Annotated in this window: 11 protein-coding genes; 4 read left to right on the plus strand and 7 right to left on the minus strand. The window is 62.6% G+C overall.

The window, feature by feature from the left end; genetic code table 11:
- Window positions 1–26: 26 nt before the first annotated feature.
- The 3 genes from P3G66_RS17705 to P3G66_RS17715 all read right to left on the minus strand — a co-directional run bounded on the left by P3G66_RS17705 (window position 27) and on the right by P3G66_RS17715 (window position 3,651).
- Entirely contained in the window at window positions 27–1,997 is a 1,971-nt protein-coding gene (locus P3G66_RS17705) for a DEAD/DEAH box helicase (RefSeq protein WP_166502289.1), read from the minus strand.
- A gap of 261 nt (window positions 1,998–2,258) precedes the next feature.
- Window positions 2,259–3,212 carry a M56 family metallopeptidase gene (locus P3G66_RS17710; RefSeq protein WP_007730909.1) on the minus strand — a complete coding sequence of 318 codons (954 nt, stop codon included), beginning with the start codon at window positions 3,210–3,212 and terminating at the stop codon, window positions 2,259–2,261.
- Between the two features lie 25 nt (window positions 3,213–3,237).
- A complete protein-coding gene (locus tag P3G66_RS17715; protein WP_003944876.1) occupies window positions 3,238–3,651 on the minus strand; it encodes a BlaI/MecI/CopY family transcriptional regulator in 414 nt (137 codons plus the stop codon).
- A 192-nt stretch (window positions 3,652–3,843) separates the two neighbouring features.
- Here P3G66_RS17715 and P3G66_RS17720 point away from each other — a divergent pair, with 192 nt between their 5' ends.
- Window positions 3,844–6,417, plus strand: a complete 2,574-nt coding sequence (locus P3G66_RS17720; RefSeq protein WP_193595290.1) for a phosphatidylglycerol lysyltransferase domain-containing protein — start codon at window positions 3,844–3,846, stop codon at window positions 6,415–6,417.
- A 10-nt stretch (window positions 6,418–6,427) separates the two neighbouring features.
- Here P3G66_RS17720 and P3G66_RS17725 read toward each other — a convergent pair whose 3' ends face one another.
- The 3 genes from P3G66_RS17725 to P3G66_RS17735 are packed head-to-tail and all read right to left on the minus strand — an operon-like array spanning window position 6,428 to window position 9,824.
- Window positions 6,428–7,279, minus strand: coding sequence for an ABC transporter ATP-binding protein (locus tag P3G66_RS17725; RefSeq protein ID WP_030536377.1), 852 nt, complete (start codon window positions 7,277–7,279; stop codon window positions 6,428–6,430).
- The gene (locus P3G66_RS17730; RefSeq protein WP_210377119.1) at window positions 7,276–8,367 is read right to left on the minus strand and encodes an iron chelate uptake ABC transporter family permease subunit; all 1,092 of its coding nucleotides are present in this window, start codon (window positions 8,365–8,367) and stop codon (window positions 7,276–7,278) included. The genes P3G66_RS17725 and P3G66_RS17730 overlap by 4 nt, the downstream gene beginning before the upstream one ends.
- Entirely contained in the window at window positions 8,364–9,824 is a 1,461-nt protein-coding gene (locus tag P3G66_RS17735) for an iron ABC transporter permease (RefSeq protein WP_073512408.1), read from the minus strand. Before P3G66_RS17735 ends, P3G66_RS17730 begins: the two co-directional genes overlap by 4 nt.
- A gap of 202 nt (window positions 9,825–10,026) precedes the next feature.
- Between P3G66_RS17735 and P3G66_RS17740 the strand changes: the two genes are divergently transcribed.
- Both P3G66_RS17740 and P3G66_RS17745 read left to right on the plus strand, forming a co-directional pair.
- The gene (locus tag P3G66_RS17740; RefSeq protein WP_003944809.1) at window positions 10,027–10,809 is read left to right on the plus strand and encodes a hypothetical protein; all 783 of its coding nucleotides are present in this window, start codon (window positions 10,027–10,029) and stop codon (window positions 10,807–10,809) included.
- A gap of 236 nt (window positions 10,810–11,045) precedes the next feature.
- Window positions 11,046–11,474, plus strand: coding sequence for a PaaI family thioesterase (locus P3G66_RS17745; RefSeq protein ID WP_003945020.1), 429 nt, complete (start codon window positions 11,046–11,048; stop codon window positions 11,472–11,474).
- An 83-nt stretch (window positions 11,475–11,557) separates the two neighbouring features.
- Here the strand turns inward: P3G66_RS17745 and P3G66_RS17750 are convergent, their stop codons facing one another.
- Window positions 11,558–12,973, minus strand: coding sequence for an NAD(P)/FAD-dependent oxidoreductase (locus tag P3G66_RS17750; RefSeq protein WP_003944885.1), 1,416 nt, complete (start codon window positions 12,971–12,973; stop codon window positions 11,558–11,560).
- A 411-nt stretch (window positions 12,974–13,384) separates the two neighbouring features.
- Between P3G66_RS17750 and P3G66_RS17755 the strand changes: the two genes are divergently transcribed.
- The gene (locus P3G66_RS17755; protein WP_080726673.1) at window positions 13,385–14,182 is read left to right on the plus strand and encodes a metalloregulator ArsR/SmtB family transcription factor; all 798 of its coding nucleotides are present in this window, start codon (window positions 13,385–13,387) and stop codon (window positions 14,180–14,182) included.
- Window positions 14,183–14,583 lie beyond the last annotated feature (401 nt).

Consider the following 14,583-nt stretch of genomic DNA (forward strand, 5'->3'; position numbering starts at 1 on the left):
TGTCGAGCCGCAGCTCAGCGCAGGTATTACCGCTGATCGCGCTTCGGGCCGTCGAATCCGTCATAGCTACGACGGTCGGTACGGCTGCGGAAGCCGCCACCGCTGGTCGAGGCTGCACGGTTGTCGCCGCCTTCGCGGTTTCCCTGGTATCCACCGGAGGAGCGGTTGCCCTGGTATCCGGTCGAGGGGCGGCTGTCGCGATCGCCGTACGAGCGGTTGTTGTCACGGTTGCCCTGGTATCCACCACCGGAAGAGCGGTTGCCCTGGTATCCGCCGCGGCTCTCGCCGTCACGGTTGCCCTGGTATCCACCACCCGAAGAGCGGTTTCCTTGGTATCCGGTCGAGGGGCGGCTGTCGCGGTCTCCGTAGGACGGACGGCTGTCACGGTTGCCCTGGTAACCACCGCTGGAGCGATCACCCTGGTATCCACCGGAAGAGCGGTTGCCCTGGTATCCGCCGCGGCTCTCGCCGTCGCGGCTTCCCTGGTAGCCACCCGAAGAGCGGTTTCCTTGGTATCCGGTCGAGGGGCGGCTGTCGCGGTTGCCCTGGTAACCACCGCTGGAGCGATCACCCTGGTATCCGCCGCGGCTCTCGCCGTCGCGGTTGCCCTGGTAGCCACCCGAAGAACGGTTGCCTTGGTATCCACCGGACGAGCGGTTGCCCTGGTATCCGCCGCGGCTTCCACCACGATCACCGAAGGAACGCTCGCCACGAGAAGAGCTCTCGCGCAACGGTTCTCCGGTCGGCTTCTTGGCGCCGGTGATGCGAGCAAGTTCAGCAGAACCCGGGGTGACGGCAACGGCTGCGGCATTGACGCCGGCCATACCGGTCAGACGCTTGAACTGACGCTTCTGGTTCGGCAGCACGATGGCGACAACGGTGCCCTTCTCGCCGGCGCGAGCGGTACGACCAGCACGGTGCAGGTAGTCCTTGTGGTCGGCCGGGGGATCGACGTGAACGACGAGGTCGATGCCGTCGACGTGGATGCCGCGTGCTGCGACGTCCGTTGCGACGAGGACCGGGGTGCGGCCGTTCTTGAAACGCTCGAGGACGCGGGTGCGCTGGTTCTGTGCCTTGCCGCCGTGAAGCGACTCGGCAGCGATGCCGACTGCGCGGAGGCGGTCGGTGATTCCCTCGCAACCGAGCTTGGTGCGGGCGAACATGATGGTGCGTCCGTCGCGGGCACCGATCTCGGCGAGAACGGAATCCTTCTGTCCACGATCGACGAGGAGAACGTAGTGCTCCATCGTGTCGACGCTTGCGCGGCCGTCTTCGGTGGAGTGGGTGACGTGGTTGGCCAGGAACTGACGAACCAGCGACTGGACCTCACGGTCGAGGGTTGCCGAGAACAGCAGACGCTGTCCGTCTGCGGGGGTCTCACCGAGGATCGAGCGAACCTCGGGCAGGAAGCCCATGTCTGCCATCTGATCGGCTTCGTCGAGTGCGGTGATTTCCACCGAGTCGAGGATGCAGGTGCCCTGACGCAGGTGGTCGCCGAGACGACCCGGCGTTGCGACGAGGACGTCTACGCCGCGTCGGAGCTGATCGACCTGCTTGGCGAACGGCGTTCCACCGACAGCGGGACGAACCGTGAGTCCGAGTGCGCCGGCGTAGGAGTTGAGGGAGTCGACCACCTGGAAAGCAAGCTCACGGGTGGGGACGAGCACGAGTGCGCGGGGACGCTTGGCGGCCGGGCGATCTTCGTGGCGTGAGAGGCGGGTCAGCATCGGCAGGCCGAAGGCGAGGGTCTTGCCCGATCCGGTCTGTGCGCGGCCGAGAACGTTGGTTCCGGCGAGCGCGTCCGGGATGGACTGCGCCTGGATGGGGGACGGGACGGTGATGGAGTTGCGCGCCAATGCGGCAACAAGCTGCTCGGGCAGGCCGATCTCGGCGAAGGTGATACCCGGCTCGGTGGCGACTGCTTCTTCGGCAGCGGGGGTGTTGACGGTGGGGTCTTCGATGTTCTCGGAAGACGACATTTGGACAGCGTTGGTCACGCGGAAACCTCTCCGGACTACGGGCACGTCGCGGAGCGGAAGAAGCCATGCTGAAATACACGACACAGTTCGCAAAGGGACGAGCCAGGGCACATGTCACCTGGCAATCCGAACGCATACTGCGGGGAATTGGGCTGTGTGCCGTTATATGTTGACGGACCACGATGGTGGCCGTGATCCACTCTACGCCACCGGGGACACCGAAGTCAGGTAGCCCCGCCTGTGACCTGCACTACTACACGGGGTTACGCAGGTCAAGACTCAGTATGCGTTGAAAAGCAGTCGAAGTTCGGTGAGCCAGGGCACAGCCACCGCAACCGTGGGAACAACGAGAATCGCGACCGCCCCGAGATACGCAAAAACTGCGATGCGGGGATCTGCGTCGTCGGCCGAGAGGCGTTGCACTCGGATGAGCGTCGACGGCCCGCCCGCTGCCATTGCCCCGCGGGGTGCCGTCGATCCGGCACACGCGACAAGCGCCCGCGCGAGGGGAGTGGGACCGGTAGCCCGCACGGCTGAATCGTCGGCGAGCAACTCCACCAGTAGCTGCACCGATCCCAGGGCCGACTTGCTACGAACGAAACGGGGGAACGCGTGGTTGACGGCAGTGAAAGCCTCGAGGACCAGATCGTGACGAGCTCGCAGGTGGGAACGCTCGTGCGTCAGGATGGCTTTGACCTCGGCATGATCGAGGTTCTGCAGAGTGCCTTGACTGAGAACCACGCGTTGACGCAGACCTGGCAGGCAGTATGCGATCGGTTCGTCGACGTCCAGTACCCGCAGATCGGGTGTGCGTTCCACCGACGCGGGCATGGCGCAGTCGTCGAGAAGGTCCACCAACACGCGGTGACGTGCACGGCGACGTCGGGTTCTCACAGCGACCTGGATGATCGAGAAGATCAGCTTCGCGCCGATCAGAAGCGTCAGGGCAAAAACAACCACGTACAGAATCCACAGCGGGAGCCCGAGTGCATCGATTTCGGCGGTCGGGGCCGTCGTCGGCCTACCGTCAGTGCCGGGAACGAGCAGCTGGCTGGCAATGGCCAGGCCCGAGCTGAATGCCGACAGCACCGCAGCAATTGCGACGGCTTGCCACAGAACCAACGCCGCGCGTGGAGCGCGGTAAGGCCACGTGGAGCGGCTCAGGAGTGCGGGAACCGGACCGGCCAGCAACAAGGCAAGCAGTCCGAAAACCAGTGCAGTAGTGGCGTTCATGTCCTACACATCATGCACGACGAAATCAGTTCGGCCTAGAAATTCCGGGCTGCGCAGCCTTTTTCGCGGACTCGCGCACCTCGAGGGCAGCGAGCGCCTCGCGGAGAGCATCGGCTTCGTCAGCATTGACCTGTCCCACGAAGTGGACGAGCGCCGCAGCGCGACCGCCGGACTCCGGAGCCTGGGCCAGCGCGTCGACCATCAGACTCGCGACCAGTTCTTCGCGCTTATTGACGGGAAGATAGCGATGTGCGCGATCGTCACGCTGCTGAATCACCAGATGCTTCTTCGCCAGGCGCTGCAGAACGGTCATTACCGTCGTGTACGCCAATTCGCGATGCGTCGCGAGTGCTTCATGCACCTGTCGCACAGTTTGCGGTTCCGATGTGGACCACAAATGATCCATCACCGCGCGTTCGAGTTCACCTAGACCTGCCATTCTTCGATTCTACGGACTTCCACGACGAAATACGTACTACTGGTAGTAGTAACCACCTCGGTGGGGGTGTGGTATTGGCCATAGTGATCTGCGTGACGGTTACGGTGGTGTGAGACGACGAAAGTCCCGACAATGACGATGCCCGATAATTGCAAGCCAAACAGTCGATCCGCAGAAAGTAGCCGCACGTAGATGACGATCGACAGTTCGCCGGGCACCGAAGAATCGACATCACGGGCGCGGGTAGTCACGCAGAAAGCTGCCGGCATCATCCGTTTCGGCATTCGCGACGCACCGTTGACGGTCGTTCTACTTCTCACCATGTGGATCGTGGGTGCCGCAACCGGCAGCCTCGTTCACGGACCGTCCCGCGATCTCGAGCACACGATCGGTGCCGGAATGGGCTCGATCCAGCACGGCCGCATCTGGACGCCGCTCACGTCCGTGCTGTGGGCAGGAAACCTGCTCGGGTACCTCGGCGCGACCGTGCTCCTGATCGCAGTCGCCGCACCCCTCGAACGCCGAATGGGAACGATCAAGCTTGCGATCGCCGGCGCAAGCACTCAAATCTTGGGAGTCCTGCTCGGGCTCGGCTGGGCGTCGTTTGCGAAGGTGTTTGATTCCAGTTGGGGATTCCGCCTCCACGTGGGCTCCGCGGTCGGAGCCAGTGCATGGATCGTCGGCGCTGCGATGGCCGCCAGCTCGAACATGGGCACCCTGTGGCGCCGTCGCATTCGCGTCGGAACTTTGGCGTTGACGATCACTTTGGCCTTGTTCAGTGGTCAGCTGCAAGACGTCATCCGATTCTTTGCCGCTGTGGTGGGTTTGGTGATCGGACAGTGGATCGTCGGACGATCGGCGCGCGGTGAGCGCATCGCCGGGACACAGCGAGAGGGTCGCGTCCTGGTCGCCATCGTCGTCGCGGCGAGTGCGATCGGCCCGATGATCGCCGCGCTGTCCCCGCAGGCGGTCGGCCCACTCGCGGTCCTCCGTGACCTCTTCCGCGGAGTTCCCTGGACTGTCGCCGAGGTTCGAGAACTGTGCGAGGAGTCGGCGTCGGATCCGGACTGCCGACGAGGACTCCTCGAGCTCAGACTCTCCGGTATCGGCCCGACTCTGCTCTCGCTGATGCCGTCGATCTTCGTTCTCGTGTTGAGTGACGGGCTCCGTCGTGGCCGCAGATTCGCCTGGATTGCGACAGTGTGTGCTCAGGTCGTCCTACTCGTCCTCTCGATCGGGAACTTCGTCATCAGGTTCGTCGACGCCGTCGACAGTGACAGCTTGTTCTACGGAATCAGCGATCCGAACGTGTACCGAACTCTGGTGCCGTTCCTGACACCGCTCTTCGTACTGATCCTGCTGATCGCGACACGTCGATACTTCGACGTCGCGGCCCCGGCCAAGACATACCGACGTCTCGGTGCTGCGATCGTGACCTTGCTCGCGGTCCTCGCCGTGATCTACGTCGGCGGCGGAATGCTCGCCAGGCACGGGTTCGATCGCGAGCCCACTGTAACGATGTTGCTCGCGGACTTCCCTCAGCGCCTTGTACCGCCCGTGTACCTGCAGTTGATCGATCCGCGTCTGCTTCCCGTGGACATCGAGTCGACGTTGCTCTTCGAGTGGACCGGCGTCGTGTTCTGGGGCGTCGCCGCCGTGTTGGTGTTCGTGAGTTTCCTCAAGCCGGTCAAGACCGCCGATCCCAAAGCCGCCGAACGAGCGCGATCCATGTTGATCGCCGGTACCGGCAGCCCGTTGTCCTGGATGACGACGTGGAAGGGAAACACATACTGGTTCAGCGCGGACGGTTCGAGTTACGTCGCGTATCGCGTCATCGCCGGTGTTGCTCTCACAACCGGTGATCCGGTCGGTCCTCCAGATCGCATGCGCACGGCGATCGAGGAGTTTGCCGAGTTCGCGTCGTCGAACGGTTGGATTCCCTGCTTCTATTCAGTGACCGACGACGCCCGAAGCATCACTGATTCCATGGGCTGGAGCGGCCTGCAGGTCGCCGAGGAAACCGTGCTCGACCTCGGACAGGTCGCGTTCACAGGAAAGCGGTTCCAGGATGTGCGAACAGCACTGAACCGGGCGAAGAAGTCCGGGATCACGGCCGAGTGGATTTCCTTCCCTCATGCACCTCTCGCGATCAAGGATCAGATAGTTGCGATCTCGGAGGAATGGGTGGCGGACAAGGGGATGCCCGAGATGGGATTCACCCTCGGTGGACTCGACGAGGTCGACGACGAACAAGTGCGGTGCCTGATCGCCGTCGACGAGGATCGCACCGTGCACGGTGTCACGTCGTGGCTACCGGTGTACCGCGACGGCAAAGTCGTCGGGTGGACACTCGACTTCATGAGGCGACGCTCCGAAGGATTCCGTCCCGCGATGGAGTTCCTCATCGCCTCCGCTGCACTGAAATTGGAGGAGGAGGGCGTCGAGTTCCTCAGTCTGTCCGGTGCACCGTTGGCAACAATCGCCGGTGATTCCGAGAGGAATGCGAACGAACCGGAGGCCACGACTTTCTCGGCGATGATGGACAGCGTGCTCGACCTACTCGGTCGCACCCTGGAACCGGTGTACGGATTTCGTTCGCTGTTGGCCTTCAAATCGAAGTTCCAGCCTCGGTACGTGCCGATGCACATGACCTTCGCCGATCCAGCCGCGTTGCCGAGCATCGGGAACGCGGTCGGACGGGCGTACCTGCCAACCGTGACGATCGGTCAGGGATTCAAACTTGTTCGGACGATTCTGGGTCGCTGATTCGCGATCGTCACGCAGGCTTTGCCGGCCCGCCGACGGCGCCGAACACGTGCCGGGTTCCGATCGGAACGATCAGCGGCCGATCCGAGACGGGATCGTCGATGACCGCAGCTTCGAGACCGAATACGTCGAGCAGAAGTTCCGCGGAAATGATGTCCTTGGGGACACCAGAAGCGACGACGGCGCCGTCGCGCATCACGATCAGATGATCGCTGTATCTGACCGCGAGATTGAGGTCGTGCAGCACCATCACCACGGTGCGCCCCATTTCCTCGTGGAGTTGATCCACCAGGTCGAGGACTTCCATCGAGTGCGCGAGGTCCAGATAGGTAGTCGGTTCGTCGAGAAGCAGAATGTCGGTTCCCTGGGCGAGAGCCATCGAGATCCAGGCTCGCTGGCGCTGACCGCCGGACAATTGATCGACGGGTCGATCGGCGAGATCCGAGACACCGGTCAGCTCCAGCGCTTCGGCGACCTCGCCCTCGTCGTCCGCGGACCACTGCCTGATCCACGACTGGTGCGGGTGGCGCCCACGTGAGACCAGATCGGCGACGGTGAGTCCTTCGGGCGCAACTGGAGTCTGGGGGAGCATTCCGAGCACCCGTGCGACTTCCTTGGTCTTCATCGAACTGATCGCCTTGCCGTCCAGGACGACCGATCCGCCCTTGGGCTTGAGCAGACGACCGAGCGCACGCAGGAGCGTCGACTTGCCGCAACCGTTGGGGCCGATGACCGTCGTGATCACGCCGGTAGGGATCTCGAGATCGAGTCCGTCGACGATGATGCGGTCCCCGTACCCGAGCGTCAGGTTCTTGGCGACGAGACGCGAAGGAGTATCGGTGGACTGGGCGATCGTGGTCATGCTGTGACCTTCCGATTGTTACGAACCAACAGGTAGAGCAGGAACGGACCACCCAGTGCGGAAGTCACGATTCCGACGGGGAGTTCCACAGGCAGAATTGTTCGAGCGATGACGTCGCTGCCGACCACCAGTACAGCACCGGTCAGCGCGGACGCCACGATGGGCGGGCCGGCAGAGCGCACCAGACGCATGGCGACCTGTGGCGCAGCCAGGGCGACAAAGCCGACCGGACCTGCTGCGGCGGTTGCGATGGCGGCCAGCGCCACGGCAGAGAGCAACAGTTTGGCCTGCGATGATTGCAAGCGAACACCGAGAGAGGTGGCGTTGTCGTCGCCCAACCGCAGCGCTCCCATGGTGAACGAAGCGATCACCGCGTAGCCGCCGACTACCGCGACAGCGATGGCGACCGGCCACATCTGATTCCAGGTGGCACCGTTGAGCGAACCGTTGAGCCACACCTGTGCGCGCGAAGCATCGTTGATGTCCGCCGAGATGAGAAGCCATCCCGTCGCTGCCACCAGCATGGCGTTGATGCCGATACCGATCAGGATGAGGCGGAACCCCTCGACGCCCTTGCGCCACGCCAAGGCGTAGATCACCACTGCTGTCAGTAGGCCGCCGCAGAGTGCAGCCAACGGAATCCCCAGTGTGGCAAGCAGTCCCACGAACGACCCGCCACCACCGAGCACGATGAGAGCAACCGCGGCAGCACTCGATCCGGCCGTGATTCCGAGGATGTCGGGGCTGGCGAGGGCGTTGCGAGCGATCGTCTGGGTGACCGCACCGGCAATGCCGAGTGCCATACCGATGAAGAGTGCGGTGAGCGATCGAGGAAGTCGGAGGTCGAAGACGATCAGGTTCTGTGTCTTGCTTCCATTACCGAGCAGGACGGAAATGACATCGGGGATCGCGATCGGATAGTCGCCGCGTCCGATGTTGATGCAGAGCAGAAGGAAGAGTGCGACCGCGAGGGCAATGCACACCGACACCGCGAGTGGACGGTAGACCAGCGAGAATCCACCGATACGAATCGACTTACGTGAGGGGATGGTCCGGGGGAGTACCCGGAGTTCTTGCTTGAGCGTCACAGACTTGCCAACTTCCTGCGGCGTACGAGAGCGATGAAGAACGGGGCGCCGAAGAGGGCCAGGATGATTCCGACCTGCAACTCGCCGGGGCGCACGACTACGCGACCGATGATGTCCGCGGTGATCAGCATGACCGCACCGAGCAAGCCTGCGTACGGGACCAGCCAGCGGTAGTCGGGTCCGGTGATGGCCCGGGCCACGTGGGGGACCACCAATCCGATGAACGCGATAGGTCCACACGCTGCGGTCGCGGCGCCGGTCAGCAGGGTGATCGCGATGATGCCGAGTGTGCGACTGAACGCGATGTTCGTTCCCAACGCTTTTGCGACGTCTTCACCCAGGCTGAGGACATTGAGACCAGGCGTACTCGCCAGGGCGATGACCAAACCGAGTATCAGGAAGGGGAGGACCTGCCAGAGAACGTCGAACCCGCGACCGGACACCGACCCGACTACCCAGAAACGGTAGGCGTCCAGACTGGTCTGGTCGAGGATGATCACGGCATTGGTCATGGCTTGCAGGAAGAACGCGACGGCTGCGCCCGCCAGAGCCAAACTCAGAGGACTCGCGCCGCCGTTTCCGATGGAGGACAAGCCGAAGACGACGATGCTGGCGACGAACGATCCTGCAAACGCGAACCAGAGGTACTGACTCGGTGCGGTGAAGCCGAAGAGATAGATCGCCATGACTACGAAGAAAGCCGCGCCGGCGTTGAGGCCGAGTAGTCCGGCATCTGCCAACGGGTTACGCGTGTGTCCCTGAATCAGGGCGCCGGCGATACCGAGTGCGATGCCGACGACAAGACCCAGGATGGTCCGCGGAGCGCGCAACGTTCGCACGATGATGTCCGTCTGGGTGCCGTCCGAACTGAAGATGGCGTGGAAGATCTCGGCAAACGTCAGCGGACGTGCGCCCACCGCGATGCTCGCGAGCATGACGAGCGCGAGAAGAACCGTGAGCACCGCGAGACCGATCAGCCGGCGTCGACGAGTTGCCCCGACGCTGTTGTCGCGCGCGAGTTCCTCGAACCCTTCTTCGCGCGCCGTGCTTTCACGGACCACCTCGATACCGGTTCGATCGAACGGCCTGCGCAGAGCCCGGCGAACACCGATGGGCTGCTTTGTCTTCGCGTCACGCGTGACCAGACCTACCCATCCCTTTCCCGAGGTCCGGCCTGTGGCACCTTCGCGGAATCCCAGGTTCCACACAAGGAGACCAACGGCAATGGCTATTGCCGTACCACCGAATACTGCGCGGTCGGCTTCGCCGCCACCGTTCTCGTCTCGGAGCGACTGAACGACGTACCAGCCGACGAGCAACGGAAGCAGGAACACCCCCGCGTCGAAAATCCCAGCTAGAACACGCATTCGGACAGGAGCCGGGCCGCGCGGCACTATGCGCCGTCCGTACGTCTCGCTGGGTCCTCGGGGATGTCCGTTCCCGAGCGGTTTGATCATCGTCACTGGCGGTTCGAGCTCCTGGTCTTTGTGCGCAGGGAATTCGCATCTTAGGTTACGGAACCCTATGTGGGTGTGCTCCCTGCGGGGCAAGTTCCTGTGAATATGCGGTGCCCAGCGTCACAGTTCTTTACTCTTGAATTATGGTGAGGCTAACCTACATTAAGAACCACAAGACAACTTCGGCCGATTGGAGTGCACGGTGACAATCACCTTGACCACCCAGCATGCGGATGTTCGTGAATTCGAACTCCGGTCGAACGCATTGAGCCGCACCAGCGTTCGCCTACGAGCACTCAACCCTGACTACCCGCGCGTATACGCGGTTGCCGCCATGTCAGGTGAAGGCAAACGGCGTTGGTGGCAGTTGAGTGAAGGCTTGTGCGGGGATCGGGTGCATCAGATGTTCGCCCGCTCGCTCCAGGATCTCGACAGTGCCGAAGCTGCGGCGATACAGGTCGCAACATCACTGATTCACGCTGTGGTCGGCAGGGTTGCCGCATCGATCGTCTCCGAAGGTGCCGCTTGGGATCCAGGCCTCGAGAACCTGTTCATCCACATGGACAGCGACGGCGGTATCGACTGGGCCGGGGTGATCGACGAAACTCTGCGAGTTGCGCCGAACGGACGGGAGTCCGGCAGTGACGGCGTCGTCGACATGCCGTGCGAAGAAGCGCTCCTCGTCTGGACCGCGCACCGTTGCCTGACCTCGCTACGGGCGATCTACGACGCCGTCTCCAGGTGTGCGCCCGTCGACCAGTTCAGATTCTGGGGCTTGGTAGGGGAGTCGATCCTGGGCGCAGCGGCATATGTCCCCATCTTGGCCGGCGGGGGCGAATCAGCCGCTCAGCGCCGCGGGCAGGGGCTGCTGGACGCTTTTGTCGCCGCAGGGCTGCCCGTGCGTGCGCGCCGCAAGGTCTCGCTGCGTCCTCGTTGGAACCAGTTCGACGAAGGGCTTGCTAAATTAGGTCAGCCTTGCCTATGATTGTGGAACGCCACGCGGAGAGTTACACCCCGCGAGAGTGACGAAACTGCCGGACCGCGCCGGAGTCCTGAGGGCTGCAGAGACTCCCGGTCCTTCCCACGGCGGGTTTCACATCGAATGATGTGAAACCCGCCGGTTCTTTTTCCAGACCTGATTCCAAGCTCGAGTTACCTCTCGTGTAATCAGGTAGGGAGTGGCAGCCACACCGGCGCCAGAGAATCACAGATGGAGATGGCATGGTCGACACTGCTGAGACCGCAGAGATGATGAAACGGCTCGGAACGGGCTTCGACGCCACCATCGGCCTGGAATACACCGAACTGAGCCCAGATCGCGTGCGGGCGCAATGGACCGTCAAGCCCACGCTGCACCAGCCCGCCGGGATACAGCACGGGGGTGTGTACTGCTCGGTGGTGGAGTCTCTCGCCAGCGTCGGTGGCACCGTGTGGCTGGGCGAGCGAGGACACGTGGTCGGAGTCAACAACAACACCGACTTCCTGCGCGCAACGCGGGAGGGCACTCTCACCGCTGAAGCCACCCCGATTCATCGCGGACGCACCCAGCAACTCTGGGAAGTTCGCATCACCGACGAGAACGACCGACTTGTTTCCAAGGGACAGGTTCGCCTCGCGAACATCACCGAGGTGGCGAAGATCGGAAACTGACCACGCGGCAGTCGATCGAATGACGGAGGGCGGCTGCGGAGTTGAACTCCACAGCCGCCCTCCGCCGGTCACTCAGGTGTTGATCAGCCGGCGGCCTTCTGCTGCTTGCCGGCAGCCTTCTTGGCTTCGCCATTCGAAGCGCTGCCGGACTCCGTCGCTTCCTTGTTCTTCTTCTCCAACTCGCCCATCGCGTTTCGCGCGAAGACCTGCTGCTCGGTGGACGCCATCTGAGCACGGCCACGCCCGAAGAACGTCACCGCCCACGACAACAGCGTCGAGGCACGGGAACGGAATCCGACGAGGTAGAGGAGGTGAATTGCCAGCCAGGCAACCCACCCGATGAAGCCGCTGATCTCGAGCTTGCCCACCTTGGCTACCGCGCTGAAGCGCGAGATCGTTGCCATACTTCCCTTGTCGAAGTACTTAAACGGAACTCGTTCCGACGGGGACTTGCCGTCCAGTGACGCTTTGATCTGCTTGGCCGCGTACTTGCCACCCTGCATGGCAACCTGAGCCAAACCGGGAAGCTTGTCGAGCGACATCATGTCGCCGATGACAAAGACGTTGGGGTGCCCGGGCAGAGACAAGTCGGGATTGACCATGACGCGGCCGGCGCGGTCGGTTTCTCCGCCGCTCTGTTCTGCGAGCTGCTTGCCGAGGGGGCTGGCCTGCACGCCGGCGGACCACACCTTGCACTGCGACTCGATACGGCGAAGCGTGCCGTCCTTCTCCTTGATGATCAGACCGTCGTTGTCCACGTCGGTGACCATCGCGTCGAGCTGGATCTCGACGCCGAGCTTCTCGAGCGTCTCGGCAGCCTTGCGGCTGAGCTTCCCGCCGTACACGGGCAACACGGCAGGGGCGCCGTCGAGGAGCACGACGCGCGCTTCACGAGGATCGATCTTGCGGAACGCGCCGTCCAGCGTTCGACGGGAAAGCTCGGCGATCTGCCCGGCCAACTCCACGCCGGTGGGGCCGGCGCCGACAACGACGAAGGTGAGCAAGCGCGCACGCTCGGCGGGATCGTCCGACAGTTCGGCCTGTTCGAAGGCCCCAAGGATTCGTCCGCGCAGTTCGAGGGCGTCGTCGATCGTTTTCATTCCGGGGGCGAACTCCGCGAACTGGTCGTTGCCGAAGTACGACTGACCGGCACCGGCTGCCACGATCAGACTGTCGAACGGCGTAACAGTGACGCGTTCGAGCAGACGCGAGGTCACGGTCTGATTCTCGAGATCAATGGTCTCGACCTCACCGAGCAGTACCTGTGCGTTCTTCTGCTTGCGCAGCACCAGTCTCGTGGCGGGAGCGATGTCACCGACCGAGAGGATGCCGGTCGCAACCTGATAGAGGAGCGGCTGAAACAGATGGTGGGTTGTACGCGCGATCATCGTGATGTCGGCATCGGCTTTTTTGAGAGCCTGAGTGCCGAACAATCCTCCGAAGCCGGAACCGATCACCACTACGCGGTGGCGGTGCGGTTCAACCGACTGGATGCTCATTCCGTACTCCTCGAGTTCTAGGCGACAGTCCTACGGTAGTCCCACCGCGGCCGAGCTTCTCTGCGAGCAGTCCGACGCGCGCCGGTGTGTCCGAATCGATCAAGCGGCCTCGAGGGTGATCACTCCCGAGGTGATCGGCTTGGCCGGACCCCGGGGTGATCACCACTTTGTCGAGGTGTCAGCTACTGGCGGACGGACAAGATGAACAGTGCGATGCACCCGCCGACGAAAACCAGGATCGACAGGGCCACCGAGGCATACCCGACACCCACTCCAATTGCTGCCCAGTCCATGTGCCCAACCTCTCTTACGGTGTAATCCGGGATTCAGATCACATCTGCCTAGAGACATCACACCTCATCTGTCCCAACTTTCGAAACCCGGCACGCCCAACCGTTGACATGCAAGTAAATGCTTGCATATTGTGAAGTTGTGAACGACCGGATGAATGCAGCCTTCAAAGCACTGGCCGATCCCACACGAAGGCTTCTCCTGGACCGCTTGTTCGTAGCCAACGGTCAGTCGCTCGGCGAGCTGTGCGACAGCCTCGACATGAGTCGGCAAGCTGTCACTCAACACCTCACCATGCTCGAGGACGCCAATCTGATCAGCACGGTCCGACAGGGGAGGGCGAAGCTTCACTATCTCAATCCCGTTGCGCTCGAGGAGATTCGAGAGCGGTGGATCAACAAGTTCGAGGTACCGCGCCTTCGTGCGCTCAGTACCGTCAAAAAAATCGCGGAGGAAGCCATGACCGACAAGCCCAGTTTTGTGTACGTCACCTACATTGCGAGCACGGCGGACAACGTCTGGAAAGCGCTCACCGACGCACAGGCCACCGCAGAGTATTGGGGACACAGCAACGTCTCCGACTGGCAGCCGGGATCGACCTGGGAGCACCGCCGGATCGACGGTTCGAACATTGCCGATGTAGTCGGCACCGTAGTCGAGAGCAACCCTCCGTCGAGGTTGGTCACCACCTGGGCTGATCCGAACGGCGAACCGGGCGTCGACATCTCTCGGGTGAGTTTCGACATCGAAGCCTTCGGCGCGATCGTGCGACTGACCGTCAAGCACACCGATTTGGCGGACGAATCGGCTCGCATGGAGGTGGCCGGTGGATGGTCGGCGGTGTTGTCGAACCTGAAGTCCTACCTCGAAACCGGAAGCACTCTTCCGGTGGCGCCGTGGGAGATGCCGGTCGGTTGACGGTTGTCGACCGGGACAAACGAGTCCCCTGAACAGGAGGAGATCGCCGTACGTTTGTCCGAACAGTCGGCCCAGTCCGGACTCAAATTCGCATAACCGTCAAATATCGGCGCGTTCAGTCTGTAAAGTTGCCAGAAGGATGCTAGCGTTTTGCCCGACATCGAGTGAGGACGACCTCGTCTCGGACGCATGGGAGAAACGCTATGGGCGGCGACGCTTTTCAGAATGTTCCAGTTGATCGACGCAAGTTCGTCAAGACAGTTCTAGCGGCCTCGGCGGTAACTGTGCCAGTCGTGACGTCGATCAGCCTCGGTGGTGCGGCGCCGGCCTTCGCAGCCGGTGACACGCCGAATCTTTCCGGAGCGCCAAGTCGTGGCCAGCAGAATCCGAATCAACCAGGC

Origin of the sequence: Rhodococcus sp. C3V, assembly GCF_029269915.1 — a bacterium.
In the GTDB taxonomy this organism is placed as follows: domain Bacteria; phylum Actinomycetota; class Actinomycetes; order Mycobacteriales; family Mycobacteriaceae; genus Rhodococcus_F; species Rhodococcus_F qingshengii.